Below are 15,543 nucleotides of genomic sequence, written 5' to 3'. Positions count from 1 at the left end.
GCCTAGCGGTGGCGCTGAGTCATGCCATCGATCGCCCCATGCTGTCATCACCAGAACAATCGGCGTTGATAGTCGATGATGTCTATGAAACTGGGCGCACGTTGAAGGCGTTGAAGGCTCAGGTTCCGCAGGCATCCTTTGCTGTATGGGTGAGCAAGGGCTGCACGGATTGGTGGACGGCAGCGGTGGTTGCAGAGTCTTCGGAATGGGTGGTGTTCCCTTGGGAAAACCTCGAACAGGCTCGTGCAGATGAGCACGCCTACCGCGCCTCTCATGGGCTGTAATGAGCTCCTTGCACACGATTTATCTGGCGTCTCCCTACGGCTTTTCGGCCCAGTGGAAGCGGTTGTTGTTGCCAGAGTTCATCAGGGCGTTGGAAAACCTGGGGCTCGAGGTTTGGGAGCCCTTTGCGCGAAATGGTCAGGTGAACTTGGCGGAACCGGGTTGGGCCTATCGCGTTGCCCAGCGGGACTTGCAGGATGTGCGTGATGCCGAAGCCTTATTCGCAATCGTGAACGGAACGCCACCTGATGAAGGGGTGATGGTGGAGCTTGGGGCCGCGATTGCTCTTGGTAAGCCAACCTTCTTGTTTCGGGACGATTTTCGTCGCTGTACGGATTCAGAAGAGTATCCGCTCAATTTGATGCTGTTTGCAGGCCTCCCAGAGGTTGAATGGTCTCAGTACGTTTATAGCGATTTGTCTGAAATCAGTGATCCTCAGAAAGCCTTGGCGCGCTGGGCTCAGTCTTGATTTTTGTCTGCATGTCAAGGGCATGATTCTGTAGTTCGTTGTCGGCTGGCTGGCAGCATTGATAGAGCTCTTGCTTTGCCGGAAAGTCTTTTTAGTGCTGGTTTGAGCGACGAGAGTGTGGGTACAATGTTTTTGGGGATCAATTGAATTCATCCATTCGAGACTTATTTGGTTCGGAGCTGGACCGCAATTTTGCTCTGTTTCATTGCTTAGTGGTCAAAGAAATCTCAAAATTCTTTCTCTGAAGTGTTGTTTCATTGATTTAAATCTGTTGCTGCGATTTTTGATCGGTGTTTGGTGCAGCAAGTTGAAATGGTGCTGGGAGAAGTTGGTCAAGCTGCATGGTGCCAACCCCGTCGATGCTCACATGGGCATCACTCGGCAGGAGTTCTTGCATCACCTGACGGCAAGCGCCGCATGGCATGCGTGAGCTAGGGGAGGCATCGGTCTGGGCATCGATACAGCTCACGGCCAGTGCAATTGGTCGTTTGCCAAGGCTGATTGCGGTAAACAGCGCGACGCGCTCCCCACAGATGCTCAGCCCATAACTGGCATTTTCCACGTTGCAGCCGTCGATCACGCTGCCGTCTTCGCACAGCACGGCGGCACCCACATGGAAGTTTGAATAAGGGCAGTGGGCACGCTTGGCTGCCTGCCGAGCCTGCGCCAGAAGCGACTCAGCGTTGTTCACGGCAGGAGCCATGGGCTTTTTCAAGAAGGCTGCTCAGGGTTTGAGTTCCACCGGATTGGGTTAGGCGCGATTGCTGGCTGAGTTTGAAACCGTTTTTTGGATCAATGATCAAATCGCCGCTCACCGCGACACGACTTTCGCTGGCTGGCCTTGTGGCGACTCCTCCACTGTTGAATTGGAGAGGGCCCAAGGGGGCTTCGTAGGACCAGTGATAGGTCATCCCTGAGAGTTCACTCTGTTCAACCCCTGAACTGCTGAACCGTTCCACCAGAGGTGTGAGCCTGCTCTCAATCACTGTCGCTGGTTCAATGCTCGGTTTGCCACCCCGATCAATCCGGAATTGCTGCTGCTCAAGCTGACGAATGCCAGGAATGGGCTGACCTGACCACCGACTCTCCACGGTCTGGATCGTGCAGACCAGTGGAGGTGGAGGAAGTGCTGAGGCCAGCACCGCGGGATCAGGCCACGGCCGCGAAGCTTTCGCGGAAGGCGTTGATCGTGGCTTCGATGTCGGCGTCGGAGTGCGCCAGGGAGGTGAAACCTGCTTCGAAGGCGGAAGGAGCGAGATAGACGCCCCGTTCGAGCATGGCGCGGTGCAGCCTGCCAAAGCGTTCCGAATCCGTGGCTTTGGCTTCCTCGAAGTTACGCACCGGGCCTTCGCAGAGGAAGAAGCCGAACATGGCGCTCACGCTGGCGGTTGTGATCGGTACGCCGGCGGCCTGGGCTGCTTCCTTGATGCCCGCCACGAGCTTTTGGGTTGTGGCGGTCAGCTTCTCGTAGGCACCGGGCTGCTTGAGCAATTCAAGGGTCTTGATACCTGCAGTCATCGCTAAGGGATTACCGCTGAGGGTTCCGGCCTGATACATGGGGCCTGCAGGCGAGACCATTCCCATGATGTCGGCGCGGCCGCCATAGGCGCCAACGGGCAGACCACCACCAATCACCTTGCCCATGGTCGTGAGGTCTGGGGTGACACCGAAATGGGCTTGGGCGCCGCCGTAGCTGATCCGGAATCCCGTCATCACTTCGTCGAACACGAGCAGAGCTCCGTTCTCCTTGGTGAGTTCGCGTAGCCCCTCGAGGAAGCCTGGTTCCGGCTGAATGAAACCAGCGTTGCCGACGATCGGCTCGAGAATGACGCCCGAGATGGCGTCGGGGTTCTCGGCAAACAGAGCTTTAACGGCCTCTAGATCGTTGTATGGAGCCGTCAGGGTGTTGGCGGTGGTGCTGCGGGGCACGCCTGGAGAATCGGGCAGACCAAGGGTTGCAACTCCCGAACCAGCCTTCACCAGGAACATGTCCGCATGGCCGTGGTAGCAGCCCTCGAACTTGATCACCTTGTCGCGGCCGGTGTAGGCGCGCATCAGGCGCAGCACAGCCATGCAGGCTTCCGTACCGCTGTTGACGAACCGCACCATCTCAACGCTGGGAACAGCGTCGATCACCATCTCGGCCAGAGTGTTTTCCAGGGCACAGGGTGCTCCGAAGCTGGTGCCCTTCTCGATCGCCTCCTGCAGTGCTGCGATCACCTCGGGGTGGGCGTGGCCGCAGATTGCAGGCCCCCAGCTGCCGATGTAATCGATGTATTTATTTCCATCCACGTCCCAGGCGTAGGGACCCTTGACCCGATCGAACACGATCGGCTGACCGCCGACCGACTTGAACGCCCGCACAGGGGAGCTGACACCTCCGGGCATCAGGGCCTGTGCTGCTCCGAAGATGGCTTCGGAATGGCTGGTGTTCAACGCGGGAGCTGTCACTGGAACCGACGCCAAAGGGCTGATGCAAACCGTGCAACATCCTGACTCAGGAACGTCCAGTTCTGTTTGCTGTGTTTCTTAAATGCCTACTTCGCAAGCTTTTTGATGCGTAGTCTTGGGTCAGATCGAGATCGCTGTGAGCCACGACTGGTCAGTTCTGGAGAGGGATCTGCGCCGCTGTCTGCCCCCTCGGGCCATCGTGGCGAAGCGTCAGGAACTGCTGAGTTACGACTGTGACGGACTGACGCTTGAGCGTCATTGCCCACCCCTCGCGGTGCTGCCAGAAACCACCGATCAGGTTGCCGCCATCCTGCGGTGCTGCCATCAACACGGTGTTCCATTCGTGGCTCGCGGCAGCGGTACCGGCCTATCGGGGGGAGCGCTGGTGGATCAGGAAGCGCTCTTGGTGGTTACCAGTCGGATGCGTCGGGTGCTCGAGCTTGATTTAGCCAATCAGCGGGTCACAGTTCAGCCTGGGGTTATCAACAGCTGGGTGACGCGGGCTGTGGCGGGTGACGGGTTCTATTACGCCCCGGATCCATCCAGTCAGGTGGTCTGCAGCATTGGCGGCAATGTGGCAGAAAATTCAGGCGGGGTGCACTGCCTTAAGTACGGCGTGACCAGCAACCACGTGCTGGGGCTTGAGGTGGTGTTGCCCGACGGAACAACCACCCAGCTGGGCAACGGGCTGGCGGAATCCTGCGAGTTGGATCTACGTGGTGCCTTCATCGGTAGTGAAGGGACGCTGGGCATCGCGACGGCCATCACCCTGCGCCTGCTGCGGGCGCCGGAGTGCGTGAACGTGCTTTTGGCAGATTTTGCCACGATGGAAGCTGCGGGGGAAGCGGTGCGATCTGTGACCGCGACAGGTCTGCTGCCGGCCGGGATGGAAATCATGGACAACGTCACCATCAACGCCGTGAATGATTTTTTCGGTTACGACGAGTACCCCCGTGACGCTGCAGCGGTGCTGTTGATTGAGCTGGATGGCCAGGACGCTGAGGTTCAGGCATCAGCAGAACGGGCCGATGAGCTGTGTCGGGCAGCGGGGGCCCGTGGCCTGCGTCGGGCCCAGGACCCCACGGAGTGCGCTGTGCTCTGGAAAGGTCGTAAATCTGCCTTCTCAGCGGTCGGCAAAATCACGCCCACCTACTACGTGCAAGACGGTGTGGTGCCTCGCAGCAGCCTTCCATCGGTGCTTGCAGAGATTGAAGGGCTCAGCCAGGAGCACGGCCTGCCCGTGGCCAACGTTTTCCATGCGGGTGATGGCAACCTCCATCCATTGATCTTGTATTCCCTGGATCAGCCCGATGTGGAGCGGAGGGTGAAGGAACTCGGTGCCGCCATCCTGCGGGTGTGTCTCGACGCCGGGGGCAGCATCAGCGGTGAGCATGGCGTCGGGGCCGACAAGCGTTGCTATCTCGACTGGATGTTCGGCCCGGATGATCTGGAAACGATGGGTCTGTTGCGCTCTGCTTTCGACCCCGACAACCGCGCCAATCCAGGCAAGGTGCTTCCCACGCCGCGCACCTGTGGTGAATCGGCCAAACGCATGGTGACGCTGCCAGCAGGCGTGGAGCTCTACTGACTGCGATCAGAACAGCAGGTCATCGTTGTCGTCATCGGATGGAGGCCAGTCGAGGTCAACGCTGACCGGTGCGTGGTCACTGGGTTGCAGGTTGCCGCGTATGCCTTTGTGGATGATGCAGCTCCGGGCTAGCCCCAGCAGTTCCTCGCAGAGATAAATGTGATCGATGCGCCAGCCGCGGTCCCGGTCCCAGGCGCCGCTGCGGTAATCCCACCAGCTCCAGTGGCCGGAATCTGGCTCGAAGACTCTGAACACGTCCTGAAGCCGCTCCCCAAGGGCGGCACGAAGAGCACTGCGTTCAGCATCGCTGGCCATGATGCCGCCGGTTTGTCGGTCTGGGTCGGGAAGATCGCGTGCTTCAAGCCCGATGTTGAAGTCGCCGACCATGCACAGTGGTTCGCCGCGCTCCTGCTGGGCCTCGAGGTAACGCTTTAGGCAACCAAGCCAGGTCAGTTTGTAGGGATATTTCTCTGATTTCAGGCTTGATCCATTCGGCACATAGAGGTTGAGCACGCGGACGCCATTCAGCAGTGCGCTGATCACGCGTTTTTGTTCGCCGAGATCAGCAGCTTCAGACTCGTCAGGGAGCTCCCCAACGAATCCGCAGCGCACATCCTCCAAGGGGTCGCGGCTGATCAGGGCGACGCCGTTGTAAGCCTTTTGGCCATGGATGTGCACGTGCCAGCCGGCAGATTTGAAGTCCTGCAAAGGAAACAGCGGGTCATCCACCTTGGTTTCTTGCAGACAGAGAAGATCCGGTTGCTCGTTTTCCAACCAACTGAGCACCTGATCCAGTCGCGTGCGAACGGAATTCACGTTCCAGGTGGCGATCTGCACGGTTGATCCGGTAGTGAAAAAGACCCTTAGCATCAGCCCACCCCGAAATCCGCTGATGTCCTCCCGTCTTGCGGCTGTCGCACAACTTGCTCTGCCCTGCCTGATCGCAGCGACCATGCCTGTTGGCGCAAATGCCCAGGTGGATGCGCCTTATCAGAACCGCGAAGAACGCGAGATTTACGGAGAGTCCAATGACAACGGCTCAGTTCTCGATGCCGCCAATCCCATGGATCTGCTGAACAGGATCAGACGTTCGACGGCCATGGATGACGCCACGCCACCCTCCGATGCCATTGATGAGGCGCTCAAGGCCTTCCAGAACCAGCCCGAATCGCCGTAGCGCCCAGCTGTTCCGTGGAGGCGTTGCGTGCAGCGCTCAAACCCAGTCGTCCTGCCAGAACATCGATCAATGGTTCGATTCGTCCGTTTGAATCCTGCCGTTGACGGGCCTGCTTCAGCAGAGCATCAACATCTTTTGTACGACCTAGGTCTTGCTGCAACAGCGCAAGGGCCAGCAAGGGCCTTGAGTTGGTCGGTTCCTCTGCAGCCAGTTGGCGATACAGGTTGACCGCTGCCTGTTGGGATCCGCCCTGACGTAGAAGATCGGCCAGAAGCAGACCGATCTCTAGACGTTGGCCAGGCTCCAGGCCCTTGAACCGGGCGGTGAGCTCAGCTGTGGCCAGATTTTGGCGTCCCCGCTGCTGATCCAGGAGCACGAGTAGTTGCAACACCTGCGGATCATTCGGATGCAGGCGCAAGAGTTGGTTGAGGCTGCGTCGGGCTGCCTCAGGCTGGCCATTGAGGCGTTGCAGCTCCGCTTTGAACAGGGTGAGTTCGCGGGGGGTGGAACGCGCTGTGATCCACGGTTGCAGTGCTACTTCGGCCTCCTGCAGACGTTCCAGCGCAATAAAACGTTCCAGAAGGAGAAAACGTTCTGCCTCGCTGAGCTCCTCCTGGAGTTGGAGTTGCTGCATCAGCGTTTCGATCTGCAGATCTTCAGTCAGACGACTCCCGCGCGCGCGGGTTTCCGGAGCCATAGAGGCAGCCGCGATCCAACCGACCAGTGCCGCCCCAACCATGGACACAAGCAGCAACAGGATTCGGCGCGGGCTCGGCATCCGATCTCGAATCAGATCTTTCAGTCTGAGGGGATTGCTGTGGGCTGGCTACAGTCTTCACAAGGGCTTTTGACTCCGCCCGGATCTGGATCAATGCGCGCCCATCCGATTCCCCCGGTCACAGAGCCGTTGCAATACCGGGCCATCGGTCTCGTCCGGGGTATCTACGCCCCGACCGATCCCGAGCAACTCACCCGCGGCACGTTGACCGATGCCACGGGAGTCCCCCTGGAAACCGTTGTGCTCGGTCGAGTGCTCACTTTGATCAGGAGGCATTTGCCCTTGGATCAACCGCACCTTTGGGTGGTGTACCCCAGAAGCCGCGAAAGTGATCATCTGCATCTTCAGATCGCCGGGGTCTGGGAACCCAGCACTCTCGCTCCAGACCAAGCCGATGCCTCGGACACCTTGCCTGAGGGAGACGACTATTTCTCCATCAGGGGGGAGTTGATCTTCACCAAGCCGGAGACCGGCGAAATGGTTGTGAAGGTGCGGCAGCAGGCCCGGGCCGACGGCCAACGACCGCTCCCCTTCAAGCTCCAGATCAAGGGCGAGCTTCCCCTGGAACACCTGCGCCACTTCGTCAGCCTTGACCTTCGCCGGCAGGGACAGGAACTTCACCTGGAACAGCACGAGGTGATTGCCCCGATGCCGACGCGTGGCGGCAAATCCAAGGGAGGCCGAGGTCGTGCCACCTCCCGCGTTCGGAGCTGATGGCGGAGGAGGGGCAGGGGTCCACGGGAGCTTTGCGAGCCGGTGTCGCCGTTGCTGGCATCACCGTTCTCGGAGCCTTTGGCCCTGCCTTGGGTCTGTCCTCCGCTTGGATTGTGGTGGCTGTTGGTGGTGCCCTGGTCACCCTCAGTGTTGATGCCGCCACCTGGCAGGGCATGGGTGGTCACATCCTGGCCGAAGCCTTGCCCGGTGGTCAGGAGCGTCTGCGTCGGATTGCGGTGCATGAGGCGGGCCATGTCCTGATTGCGGAAGAGGAGAAACTTCCGGTGCAGCAGGTGCTGGTTGGAACCCTGGCCTGTGTGCGTGCGGGGCTGCGCAGCAGTGGTGCCACTGAGTTCACTGTGCCGGACAGTGTTCGCATGCCCCTCGAGGATCTGCGGCGTTGGAGCCGGGTCCTGCAGGCCGGCATCGCCGCGGAGACCGTGGTCTTCGGTCAGGCCCGTGGTGGTGCAGATGACCGCGCTTTGCTGGGAAGGCTCTGGGGACTCTCTGGCCATGACGTGGCCACCGCTCAGCGGGAGCAGCGTCGGGCCCGTCGGGAGATCGAGCAGCAACTGCGTCAGCAGCGTCAGGCGCTTGACCGTGAGGCGGGTGCGCTGTTGGAGGCGGCCCCGCGTCTGGGGCGATGAGTGCTCTCTGGATTGATGCGCCAACGGGTTTGGCGGGGGACATGCTCCTGGCGGCACTGCTGGATCTGGGCGTGGACCAGTCCCTGGTGGAGTCTTCTCTGGAGGCCCTCGGTTTGGCAGGGTGCTACCGCATCACCAGGCAGGAGGCGCGCAGCGGTGGTCTGCGGGGGATCCGCGTTGATGTGCAGGGGCTCGAGGATCAGCCTCCCCATCGCCACTGGTCGGAGATCCGCGATCAAATCCATGCAGCTGCCTTGGCTCCATCGCTGAAGCAAACCGTTCTTGCCGTGTTCACCTGCCTGGCGGACGCCGAAGCCACGGTGCATGGGACCTCGGCGGAGGCTGTTCACTTCCATGAAGTGGGGGCCATCGATGCCCTTGTTGATGTGGTGGGGGTCTGTGCGGCAATTGAAGCTCTCAACCCTGCTGAGATTGTCTGTTCCCCGTTGCCTGCCGGGAGCGGGACGGTGTCAACAGCCCATGGCCTGTTGCCCGTCCCCGTTCCTGCAGTGCTTGAACTGGCGCGTCGTCACCGCATTCCGCTTCTACAGGGTGGTGGCCTGCCCACGGGTGAATTGGTGACGCCCACGGGTCTGGCCTTGGTGTCGGTGCTGGCGGATCGCTTTGTGGCCCCTGATGTTCTGGTGGCCGAAAAGATCGGCGTCGGCCTCGGCCATCGCCAACTGGACCGCCCCAACTTGGTGCGCTTGGTGTTGCACAGCCCAGCGGCGAATGCGGTGGAAGGTCCCCGTTGGGAGTCGTTGGTCGTGCAGGAAGCCTGGATCGATGACGCCACCCCAGAAGAGGTTGCGGTCTTGACCAATCGCTTGCGTGAGGCGGGAGCGATCGATGTGGCGGTGCAGCCGTTGCTGATGAAAAAGGGCCGCAGTGGTCAGTCCATAACTGCGTTGGTGCGGGATGGTGATGCCGACGAGATGCGCAGGCTTTGGCTCAGTGCTGGCAGCAGCATTGGTTTGCGGGAGCGGCGCCAGGGACGCTGGGTGTTGCCGAGGCGCCATGGTGTGCTCGACACCCCCTGGGGCCCCCTCGCCGCCAAACAAGTGCGGCGCCCGGATGGCCGTTGCACCGTCAAAGCCGAAGCTGATGCCCTGGAGGCTCTTCAGGCCAGCACTGGGTGTGGTCTTGACGAGCTGAGGGCCGCCGCAGCTGCTGCACCGTTTGTCAGCACGGAAGACTGGGCCTGATGGGCAAAATCCTCCGTCAACCCAAGCTCTGGATCACGCTGGCCAGCCTGGTGTTCATCGCTGTGGCCATGGCCCAGCAGGCTGGCCAGCTTCGCCAGCTGAGCCTGGTGGCCAATGGTTGGTGGTGGCTGTTGCTGGGTCTGGGCCTGACCTGGCTCAGCATCCTGATCAATGGTTTGGCCTGGAGCGAGCTGCTGGTCTGGTTGAGGCACCCTCCCCAGGGCCTTGCGGTGGTGCCGCTGTTTGTGCGCACCAACCTGCTGAAGTACCTGCCAGGTGGAATCTGGCATCTGGTGGAGCGGGTCCGGGTGCTACGCCCGGTGATTGGCGGTGGACCGGCCCTGGCCGGTGTGATTCTTGATCCGCTCCTGATCGTGGCGGCGTCCGTTCTTGTTGTGGTTGCTGGTGGATGGCAGCAGGGCCTCGCACTGCTCGCTCCCTTGCCAGCGCTCCTGATGATTCCGCGGTGGCGGGAGCCGCTCCTGCGTCGGCTGGAGCGTTCGAAGGCGGCGCAGTTGCAGTCGGCTGGCGGCGGGCCATTGGAGAGTGAGGGGAGCGGCCGCGGCGGCTACCCCTGGCGGCCACTCACCCTTCAGCTGCTGTTTGTGCTCTGCCGCTTTGCCGGGTTCTGGTGCAGCGTGCAGGCCTTTGGCATTCGCAGCCCAGCGCCATTCAGCTGGCTCGCAGCATTTGGCCTGGCCTATGCTGTTGGGCTGGTGGTCCCCGGTGCACCTGGTGGTCTGGGGGTCTTTGAAGCCACCTTGTTGCTTCGGTTGGGTACTGCCGTGCCGGAAGCGCAGTTACTGGCCGTCGTGCTCAGTTATAGGCTCTTGTCCACCCTTGCGGATGTTGCCGCCAGCGCGGCACTTGTAGCGGATCGGCTGGTGGAGCAACGTTTGAAACGTTCATGCTGACCCCCTGGCTGTTGTGGTGCTGAGTCGTCGCCGGATGCTGCAGCTGCTGTTTGGCACCGGTCTCAGTGCCGTGGCTCTGCCCTTGAGCGCTGCCAGGCGGGCGGCGCTACGGGTCGGTTTGATCAGTGATCTCAACAGCAGTTATGGATCTACCAGCTACATCCCTGCCGTTGATCAGGGGCTGGACCAGCTGATTGCCCTTCAGCCGGATCTGGTCGTGTGTGCAGGGGACATGGTCGCGGGCCAGATGCGAGGACTCACGGGGCTGCAGCTCGATGCGATGTGGCGCGGGTTTGAAACGTCGGTTCTACAGCTGCTTCAGACGGCCGGCATCCCGCTGCTGCCAGCGATCGGGAACCATGACGGTTCACCGGATTTTCCGGCTGATCGTGCCGCTGTTTCCCGGTTCTGGACCCCGATCCGTTCACGATTGGGATTGGCGTTTGTGGATGCCTCTCAGTTCCCTTTTCGCTACACGGTGCTGCAGGACGGGATCTTCTGGCTGGTCTGGGATGCCAGCTCAGCCCGTGTTCCTGAGGATCAGCTGGTTTGGGCACAACAGCAGTTGGCCAGTACGAAGGCACAAAACGCTCGTGCACGGTTCGTGGTTGGTCATCTGCCCCTGTTCGGTGTTGGTCAGGGCAAGGATCGCCCTGGTGAAGTATTGGACCGGGGGAGCGCGCTCCAGGCCCTGATGGAGAACGCCGGCGTGCAGGGCTACATCAGTGGTCACCATCACGCTTGGTTCTCCGGTCGCCGTGGCCAGCTCGATCTCATCCAGCTCGGTGCGCTGGGCAGTGGCCCCCGGCGCTTGCTGGGCGGTGGAACTTCAGCTCAGCAGACCTTCACGTTGTTGGAGATGGATGGGGTGAGGGGCGACATCAAAGAAACCACCTATGCCGTTTCCACGGGACAGCCGCTGTCCTGGTCGACACTCCCTCCCCGTCTCAACACCCGTGCCGGGGAGCTCCAGCGCAATTCCTCAGAGAGGTTGCTGCGGGGATGACGAACCGTCCCTGCTGGAGGCTTGATCCAGCGTCGGCACCAGAGCCATTGCGGCGATCAGCCCCAGCACGAGGATCATCAGGGCCGGCAACAGTGCTTCGGCCAACCGTTCATCGCCGGCGTATTGGAACACTCGCACTGAGAGGGTGTCGAAGTCGAACGGCCGCAGGGCAAAGGTGAGGGGAAGCTCTTTCACTGTGTCGACAAAGACAAGCAACAAGCCGACGGTGATAGGCCCGCGCAGCAGAGGCAAGTGCACCCGTTGGAGCACGCTTTGCCAGGGGGAACCCATCCCCGTGGCTGCTTCATCGAGGCTTGGGCTGATCCGCTCGAGTGCAGCGTCTAACCCCCCTTTTGCTACTGCCAGAAACCGGACGCTGTATCCCCATAGGAGCAGAAGCAACGGGGCGACCTGCCAGGGGGCTCCAGTGAGCAGCAGGGCTAGAGCCAGCACGGTGCCGGGGATCGCATAGCCCGTTCCCGCCAGGAAGGTGAGGCTTTTCAGCCATCGGGCATCAGACCAGCGTTTGGCGATGGCCAGCACCAGAGCTGCCGCAACCGCCATAACGGCGGCAGCCAGTGCCAGCAGGAGACTGCGCGCACTCAGGCTGATCAGATCGTCGTTCCAGCCGTTTTGGAGCTGATCCAGGTTTGTGGCGGCCCACAGCAGTGGGGTTCCCAGGCTCAACACAGGAGGGATGATCGCCAGCAGTTGAGCCACCAATGCCCGTGTTCCATTCAGGGGCCAGGCCGTTGAATCTCCACCGGCCACCCCATCACACCAGCGCCGACTGCGGCTGCGCAGGCTGCGTTCACAGATCACCAAACCCAGCACGATCACCAACGTGATCAAGGCCAAGCTGATGGCTCCAGAAGGATTGCCGTCGGATTGCCAGGTTTCGAGGATGCCCGCGGAGAGGCTTGGTATCCCGAGGAGCTGAACAGCACCGAGTTCATTGACAACTTCCATCCCCATCAGGGCGACACCGGCTCCGATCGCGGGAAGAGCGATCGGCAAGGCAACGCGACCGAAGGCGGACCACGGGCCGACCCCCAGGCTGCGACACGCCTCCAGCTGACGCCGGCCGCTGACGGAGAAATTTTCGGTGCTCAGCAGAAACACGTAGGGGTAGGTCGTCAAGGCCATGACAGTGATGCCCCAGCCCATGCCGTGAATGGTCCAGCTGTGGCGACTCCCCAGATCGATCAGTGTTGCTGAGAGCAGATAGGCCGGTGTTGCCAGCGGAATTAGCTGGGCAATCCGCAGCCATTGCCGGCCAGGAAAACGGCAGTTGCACAGCAGCCATCCATTGGTCGTGCCCAGCACGGTGCCCAATGTGGCTGTTCCGAGCAGCAGCTTGATCGTGCCCAGCACCTGGCGCATCCCATCGGGGCCAAGATCGGTGAAGCCGCTCTGCAGGGTTTGCATGGCCTCCTGCACCAACGTCAGCACCGGCCAGATGGCAATCAGGGCTGTGATCGAAGCGAGCAGAAAGAGGGCCAGCCGGCTTGGGCTTGGAACAATCCGGTTGGTCAGCAACTTCAATTCAGCGATGGGCCGGACACCGTCGTTGCGACATTGCCCTGGAATGAGTCTGGCGATAAAGGGGGTGGCTCAGGCAGACGATTAGCAAACCATTCATTCCAGCGATCAGTGCTTCCGATGGCGGACAAGGCGTTGATGGTTGGTCAGCCCAGGACGTGCAAAACGCACACCAGCATCGATCATTTGGCACACTCATAAGCTCTGTCCGTTCCCAAGCTGCACTGATCTGTGGAACAGCTGCTCCCGATGGAGCCGACGGTTGAGTTGAACGGTGTCTGGCATTGCTACGGCAATGCTTCCGAGGGTTGGACCCTTCAGGGGGTCGATCTTCAAGTGGCGCAAGGGGAGCTGCTGGGTTTGCTCGGCCCCTCCGGTTGCGGTAAAACCACCCTGCTGCGCTTGATTGCTGGCTTTGAACGCCCCCAGCGGGGCACGGTGAAGCTGGCTCAGCGCACCGTGGCTGGGGAAGGGGCATGGATGGAGCCAGAACGCAGGGGTGTTGGCATGGTCTTTCAGGACTATGCGCTGTTTCCTCATCTGAATGCCTGGCAGAACGCCAGTTTTGGTCTGCCCCAGCGGCACCCCAACCCTGAGCGGGTGGCCTGGCTGTTTGAGTTGCTGGGGTTACATGGATTGGAGCAGCGTTACCCGCACCAGCTGTCCGGTGGTCAGCGTCAACGGCTGGCCTTGGCGCGAGCCCTGGCCCCAGCTCCAAGGGTTGTGCTCCTGGATGAGCCCTTTTCCAGTCTGGATGTGGAGGTGAGGCTGCGACTGCGAAGTGAGCTCGCTTCTGTGCTGGACGCCTGTGGCGCCAGCGGCGTGATCGTCACCCATGATCCGGGAGAAGCCTTGGCGATCTGCGATCGCGTCGCTGTGATGAGGGAGGGCGTTTTGCATCAATGCGCCTCTCCTCAGGACATTGTGCGATCACCGGCGACGCCGTTTGTTGGCTCCTTCGTGCTTCAACGCAACTTGATTCCCGTTCAGTCGCGGGAGCGAGGGCAGTTGTCCTGTCTGCTGGGCGATCTGGATGAAGCGAAGCCCATGGTGTTGGCTGACCGCCGAGCATCCGGTGATTGTTGTGTTCTGGTAGACCCTCACGACATCAATGTCATCGCTGATGCCGAAGGAGAGGCCAGTGTTCTGGGGCGTGAATTTCTGGGCGATGCATGGGAATACCGAATCCGAATCGCCGATGTATTGGTCCGTGCCCACTGTCCGATTGATCAGGAGCATCCTCCACAAACCCGTTGCCGGCTCACGTTCAGGGATGGGGCCAGAGTCACGTTGCTTCCGCATGCCGACGTGAGCTGAGCCGAGGAGCGGCCGCCCCAGTGGCCGCGCATGGCCATAAAAAATCCCCCATCTCAGTGGGGGATTCAGTAAGAGCTGTCGACGTGTTCAGCGTTGGTGATGACGGACAGGAATCGGTACAAGGACAGGCTGTCGCAGGCCTCCTCCACCGTTGTCGTCATCGGAGTCAGCCAGAAGCCACAACAACAAACTTGCAAGAACAAAGACTGTTCCGAGCAACAGCGGTTCGACCATTGAGGTGTCTTCCATGGCACGCACAATAAGCAGCATTCATGGGTTCTGCTGAATCAGCTGAAACCTTTTCCAGCATCAGGTGCAACACATGCCTGGAGTTGCTCCCGCAGGGTCTTGTGGTCGATGTCACGGCCAATCAGCACCAATTGGTTCTTGCGATCGCCGGTCCAATCGGTGTCGTCGATGGAAAATCGTTTGCCTGCCAGATGGAACACGTGGCGTCGTTCGCTTTCGTTGAACCAGAGGATTCCCTTGGCTCTGAACACCTCCTGGGGCATTTGGTTGTCGAGGAAGTTCTGGAACTTGCGCAAGGAGAAAGGTCCATCACTCTGGAAGGACACGGAGGTGAATCCCTCGATCGCCTGATGATCCGCGTGATCACCATGGCTGTGGTCATGGTGATGGCTGTGGTCGTGGTGATGATTGTGGTCATGCCCGTGCCCGTGCCCGTGGTCGTGCCCGTGCCCGTGGTCGTGGCCGTGCCCGTGGTCGTGCCCGTGGTGGTGGTGATGGCTGTGGCCATGACCGTGATCGTGGTCGCTGTGATTCAGGCTCGGATCGTCGGAGGGGGCACTCACCTTGTCTGATTCGAACAGGCCGACACTGAGCAGCAAGGCCAGGGGTACATCCCCTTTCACAGATCGCAGGATGCGGGCATCGTTCTTGACATCTCTGAGTTTCTGCTCAACGGCCTCAAGCCGCTCCTCGGAGACGAGATCACACTTGTTCAGCAGCAGGATGTCGCCATAAATCACTTGGGCTCTGCCGACTTCCGTCTCGAGCACGACTTCATCGAAGTTTTCTGCATCGATCAAAGTGATGATCGAATCAAGGCGGGTCTGATCGCGCAGTTCACTGCCGAGGAAGGTCATCGCAACCGGCAGGGGATCGGCCAGACCGGTGGTTTCGACGACGATGTAGTCGAGAGGTTCAGGGCGTTCAATCACCCGTTCCACCGCCTCCATCAGTTCGTCGTTGATTGAGCAGCAGATGCAACCGTTGCTCAGCTCCACCATGTCTTCATCGGTGGTGACAATCAGATCGTTGTCGATGCCGATTTCGCCGAATTCGTTCACCAGCACCGCAGTCTTCACTCCCTTCTGATTGGTCAGGATGTGGTTCAGCAGCGTGGTCTTTCCTGCTCCGAGGAAGCCGCTGAGAATGGTGACGGGGACGTTGGAGGTGGCTGGTGCAGTGGTCATGCGCAAGGACCCTCAGC

Annotated in this window: 18 protein-coding genes; 10 read left to right on the top strand and 8 right to left on the bottom strand. The window is 60.6% G+C overall.

Features of this window, described 5'->3' with window-relative positions; all coding sequences use genetic code 11:
- Positions 1 to 38: 38 nt before the first annotated feature.
- The gene (locus FZZ88_RS12260) at positions 39 to 284 is read left to right on the top strand and encodes a hypothetical protein (RefSeq protein ID WP_370629774.1); all 246 of its coding nucleotides are present in this window, start codon (positions 39 to 41) and stop codon (positions 282 to 284) included.
- Positions 284 to 751: a nucleoside 2-deoxyribosyltransferase gene (locus FZZ88_RS07505; protein ID WP_166017408.1), complete on the top strand. Its 468-nt coding sequence runs from the start codon at positions 284 to 286 to the stop codon at positions 749 to 751. Before FZZ88_RS12260 ends, FZZ88_RS07505 begins: the two co-directional genes overlap by 1 nt.
- A 262-nt stretch (positions 752 to 1,013) precedes the next feature.
- Here FZZ88_RS07505 and FZZ88_RS07500 read toward each other — a convergent pair whose 3' ends face one another.
- From FZZ88_RS07500 to hemL, 3 genes are read right to left on the bottom strand one after another with little or no spacing between them, the layout of a single operon-like run.
- Complete coding sequence (locus FZZ88_RS07500) at positions 1,014 to 1,454, bottom strand: cytidine deaminase (RefSeq protein ID WP_166017407.1); 441 nt, start codon at positions 1,452 to 1,454, stop codon at positions 1,014 to 1,016.
- On the bottom strand, positions 1,429 to 1,893 hold the full coding sequence (locus tag FZZ88_RS07495) for a hypothetical protein (RefSeq protein ID WP_226423699.1): 465 nt from the start codon (positions 1,891 to 1,893) through the stop codon (positions 1,429 to 1,431). Before FZZ88_RS07495 ends, FZZ88_RS07500 begins: the two co-directional genes overlap by 26 nt.
- 7 nt (positions 1,894 to 1,900) lie before the next feature.
- On the bottom strand, positions 1,901 to 3,202 hold the full coding sequence (hemL, locus tag FZZ88_RS07490) for a glutamate-1-semialdehyde 2,1-aminomutase (protein WP_166017646.1): 1,302 nt from the start codon (positions 3,200 to 3,202) through the stop codon (positions 1,901 to 1,903).
- 136 nt (positions 3,203 to 3,338) lie between these two features.
- Between hemL and FZZ88_RS07485 the strand changes: the two genes are divergently transcribed.
- Positions 3,339 to 4,790, top strand: a complete 1,452-nt coding sequence (locus FZZ88_RS07485; RefSeq protein WP_166017645.1) for an FAD-linked oxidase C-terminal domain-containing protein — start codon at positions 3,339 to 3,341, stop codon at positions 4,788 to 4,790.
- 6 nt (positions 4,791 to 4,796) lie between these two features.
- Here FZZ88_RS07485 and xth read toward each other — a convergent pair whose 3' ends face one another.
- Positions 4,797 to 5,627 (bottom strand): exodeoxyribonuclease III, encoded by an 831-nt coding sequence (xth, locus tag FZZ88_RS07480; RefSeq protein ID WP_226423698.1) that lies wholly within the window; start codon positions 5,625 to 5,627, stop codon positions 4,797 to 4,799.
- Between the two features lie 55 nt (positions 5,628 to 5,682).
- Here xth and FZZ88_RS07475 point away from each other — a divergent pair, with 55 nt between their 5' ends.
- Positions 5,683 to 5,967: a hypothetical protein gene (locus FZZ88_RS07475; RefSeq protein WP_166017405.1), complete on the top strand. Its 285-nt coding sequence runs from the start codon at positions 5,683 to 5,685 to the stop codon at positions 5,965 to 5,967.
- On the opposite strand, the gene FZZ88_RS07470 is transcribed toward FZZ88_RS07475, so the two are convergent.
- On the bottom strand, positions 5,933 to 6,745 hold the full coding sequence (locus FZZ88_RS07470) for a hypothetical protein (RefSeq protein ID WP_226423697.1): 813 nt from the start codon (positions 6,743 to 6,745) through the stop codon (positions 5,933 to 5,935). The two genes, FZZ88_RS07475 and FZZ88_RS07470, sit on opposite strands and share 35 nt — an antisense overlap.
- Positions 6,746 to 6,838: 93 nt before the next feature.
- Between FZZ88_RS07470 and FZZ88_RS07465 the strand changes: the two genes are divergently transcribed.
- From FZZ88_RS07465 to FZZ88_RS07445, 5 genes are read left to right on the top strand one after another with little or no spacing between them, the layout of a single operon-like run.
- Positions 6,839 to 7,459 (top strand): hypothetical protein, encoded by a 621-nt coding sequence (locus FZZ88_RS07465; RefSeq protein ID WP_166017404.1) that lies wholly within the window; start codon positions 6,839 to 6,841, stop codon positions 7,457 to 7,459.
- Positions 7,459 to 8,106, top strand: a complete 648-nt coding sequence (locus FZZ88_RS07460) for a hypothetical protein (RefSeq protein ID WP_166017403.1) — start codon at positions 7,459 to 7,461, stop codon at positions 8,104 to 8,106. The genes FZZ88_RS07465 and FZZ88_RS07460 overlap by 1 nt, the downstream gene beginning before the upstream one ends.
- Complete coding sequence (larC, locus tag FZZ88_RS07455; protein WP_166017402.1) at positions 8,103 to 9,311, top strand: nickel pincer cofactor biosynthesis protein LarC; 1,209 nt, start codon at positions 8,103 to 8,105, stop codon at positions 9,309 to 9,311. Before FZZ88_RS07460 ends, larC begins: the two co-directional genes overlap by 4 nt.
- A complete protein-coding gene (locus FZZ88_RS07450) occupies positions 9,311 to 10,225 on the top strand; it encodes a lysylphosphatidylglycerol synthase domain-containing protein (protein ID WP_166017401.1) in 915 nt (304 codons plus the stop codon). Before larC ends, FZZ88_RS07450 begins: the two co-directional genes overlap by 1 nt.
- Before the next feature lie 16 nt (positions 10,226 to 10,241).
- Positions 10,242 to 11,231 (top strand): metallophosphoesterase, encoded by a 990-nt coding sequence (locus tag FZZ88_RS07445; RefSeq protein ID WP_226423696.1) that lies wholly within the window; start codon positions 10,242 to 10,244, stop codon positions 11,229 to 11,231.
- Here FZZ88_RS07445 and FZZ88_RS07440 read toward each other — a convergent pair.
- Positions 11,208 to 12,770, bottom strand: a complete 1,563-nt coding sequence (locus FZZ88_RS07440; RefSeq protein WP_226426158.1) for an iron ABC transporter permease — start codon at positions 12,768 to 12,770, stop codon at positions 11,208 to 11,210. The genes FZZ88_RS07445 and FZZ88_RS07440 overlap by 24 nt on opposite strands.
- Positions 12,771 to 13,022: 252 nt before the next feature.
- On the opposite strand from FZZ88_RS07440, the gene FZZ88_RS07435 reads away from it, so the two are divergent.
- Entirely contained in the window at positions 13,023 to 14,090 is a 1,068-nt protein-coding gene (locus FZZ88_RS07435; RefSeq protein ID WP_166017400.1) for an ABC transporter ATP-binding protein, read from the top strand.
- A gap of 87 nt (positions 14,091 to 14,177) precedes the next feature.
- On the opposite strand, the gene FZZ88_RS07430 is transcribed toward FZZ88_RS07435, so the two are convergent.
- Both FZZ88_RS07430 and FZZ88_RS07425 read right to left on the bottom strand, forming a co-directional pair.
- Positions 14,178 to 14,360 carry a hypothetical protein gene (locus tag FZZ88_RS07430; RefSeq protein WP_115024002.1) on the bottom strand — a complete coding sequence of 61 codons (183 nt, stop codon included), beginning with the start codon at positions 14,358 to 14,360 and terminating at the stop codon, positions 14,178 to 14,180.
- Between the two features lie 17 nt (positions 14,361 to 14,377).
- Positions 14,378 to 15,526: a GTP-binding protein gene (locus FZZ88_RS07425; RefSeq protein ID WP_166017399.1), complete on the bottom strand. Its 1,149-nt coding sequence runs from the start codon at positions 15,524 to 15,526 to the stop codon at positions 14,378 to 14,380.
- Positions 15,527 to 15,543 lie beyond the last annotated feature (17 nt).

Origin of the sequence: Synechococcus sp. PH41509 (genome assembly GCF_020514285.1) — a bacterium.
GTDB lineage: Bacteria > Cyanobacteriota > Cyanobacteriia > PCC-6307 > Cyanobiaceae > Parasynechococcus.
Note: the sequence above shows the minus strand (reverse complement) of the source record. Positions and strands in the feature narration are given on the sequence as shown.

Coding starts and splice junctions, on each gene's coding strand:
- FZZ88_RS12260 (WP_370629774.1), top strand. CDS start 39: ATGCTGTCATCACCAGAACAATCGGCGTTGATAGTCGATGATGTCTAT.
- FZZ88_RS07505 (WP_166017408.1), top strand. CDS start 284: ATGAGCTCCTTGCACACGATTTATCTGGCGTCTCCCTACGGCTTTTCG.
- FZZ88_RS07500 (WP_166017407.1), bottom strand. CDS start 1,454: ATGGCTCCTGCCGTGAACAACGCTGAGTCGCTTCTGGCGCAGGCTCGG.
- FZZ88_RS07475 (WP_166017405.1), top strand. CDS start 5,683: ATGTCCTCCCGTCTTGCGGCTGTCGCACAACTTGCTCTGCCCTGCCTG.
- FZZ88_RS07470 (WP_226423697.1), bottom strand. CDS start 6,745: ATGCCGAGCCCGCGCCGAATCCTGTTGCTGCTTGTGTCCATGGTTGGG.
- FZZ88_RS07465 (WP_166017404.1), top strand. CDS start 6,839: ATGCGCGCCCATCCGATTCCCCCGGTCACAGAGCCGTTGCAATACCGG.
- FZZ88_RS07460 (WP_166017403.1), top strand. CDS start 7,459: ATGGCGGAGGAGGGGCAGGGGTCCACGGGAGCTTTGCGAGCCGGTGTC.
- larC (WP_166017402.1), top strand. CDS start 8,103: ATGAGTGCTCTCTGGATTGATGCGCCAACGGGTTTGGCGGGGGACATG.
- FZZ88_RS07450 (WP_166017401.1), top strand. CDS start 9,311: ATGGGCAAAATCCTCCGTCAACCCAAGCTCTGGATCACGCTGGCCAGC.
- FZZ88_RS07435 (WP_166017400.1), top strand. CDS start 13,023: ATGGAGCCGACGGTTGAGTTGAACGGTGTCTGGCATTGCTACGGCAAT.
- FZZ88_RS07430 (WP_115024002.1), bottom strand. CDS start 14,360: ATGCTGCTTATTGTGCGTGCCATGGAAGACACCTCAATGGTCGAACCG.
- FZZ88_RS07425 (WP_166017399.1), bottom strand. CDS start 15,526: ATGACCACTGCACCAGCCACCTCCAACGTCCCCGTCACCATTCTCAGC.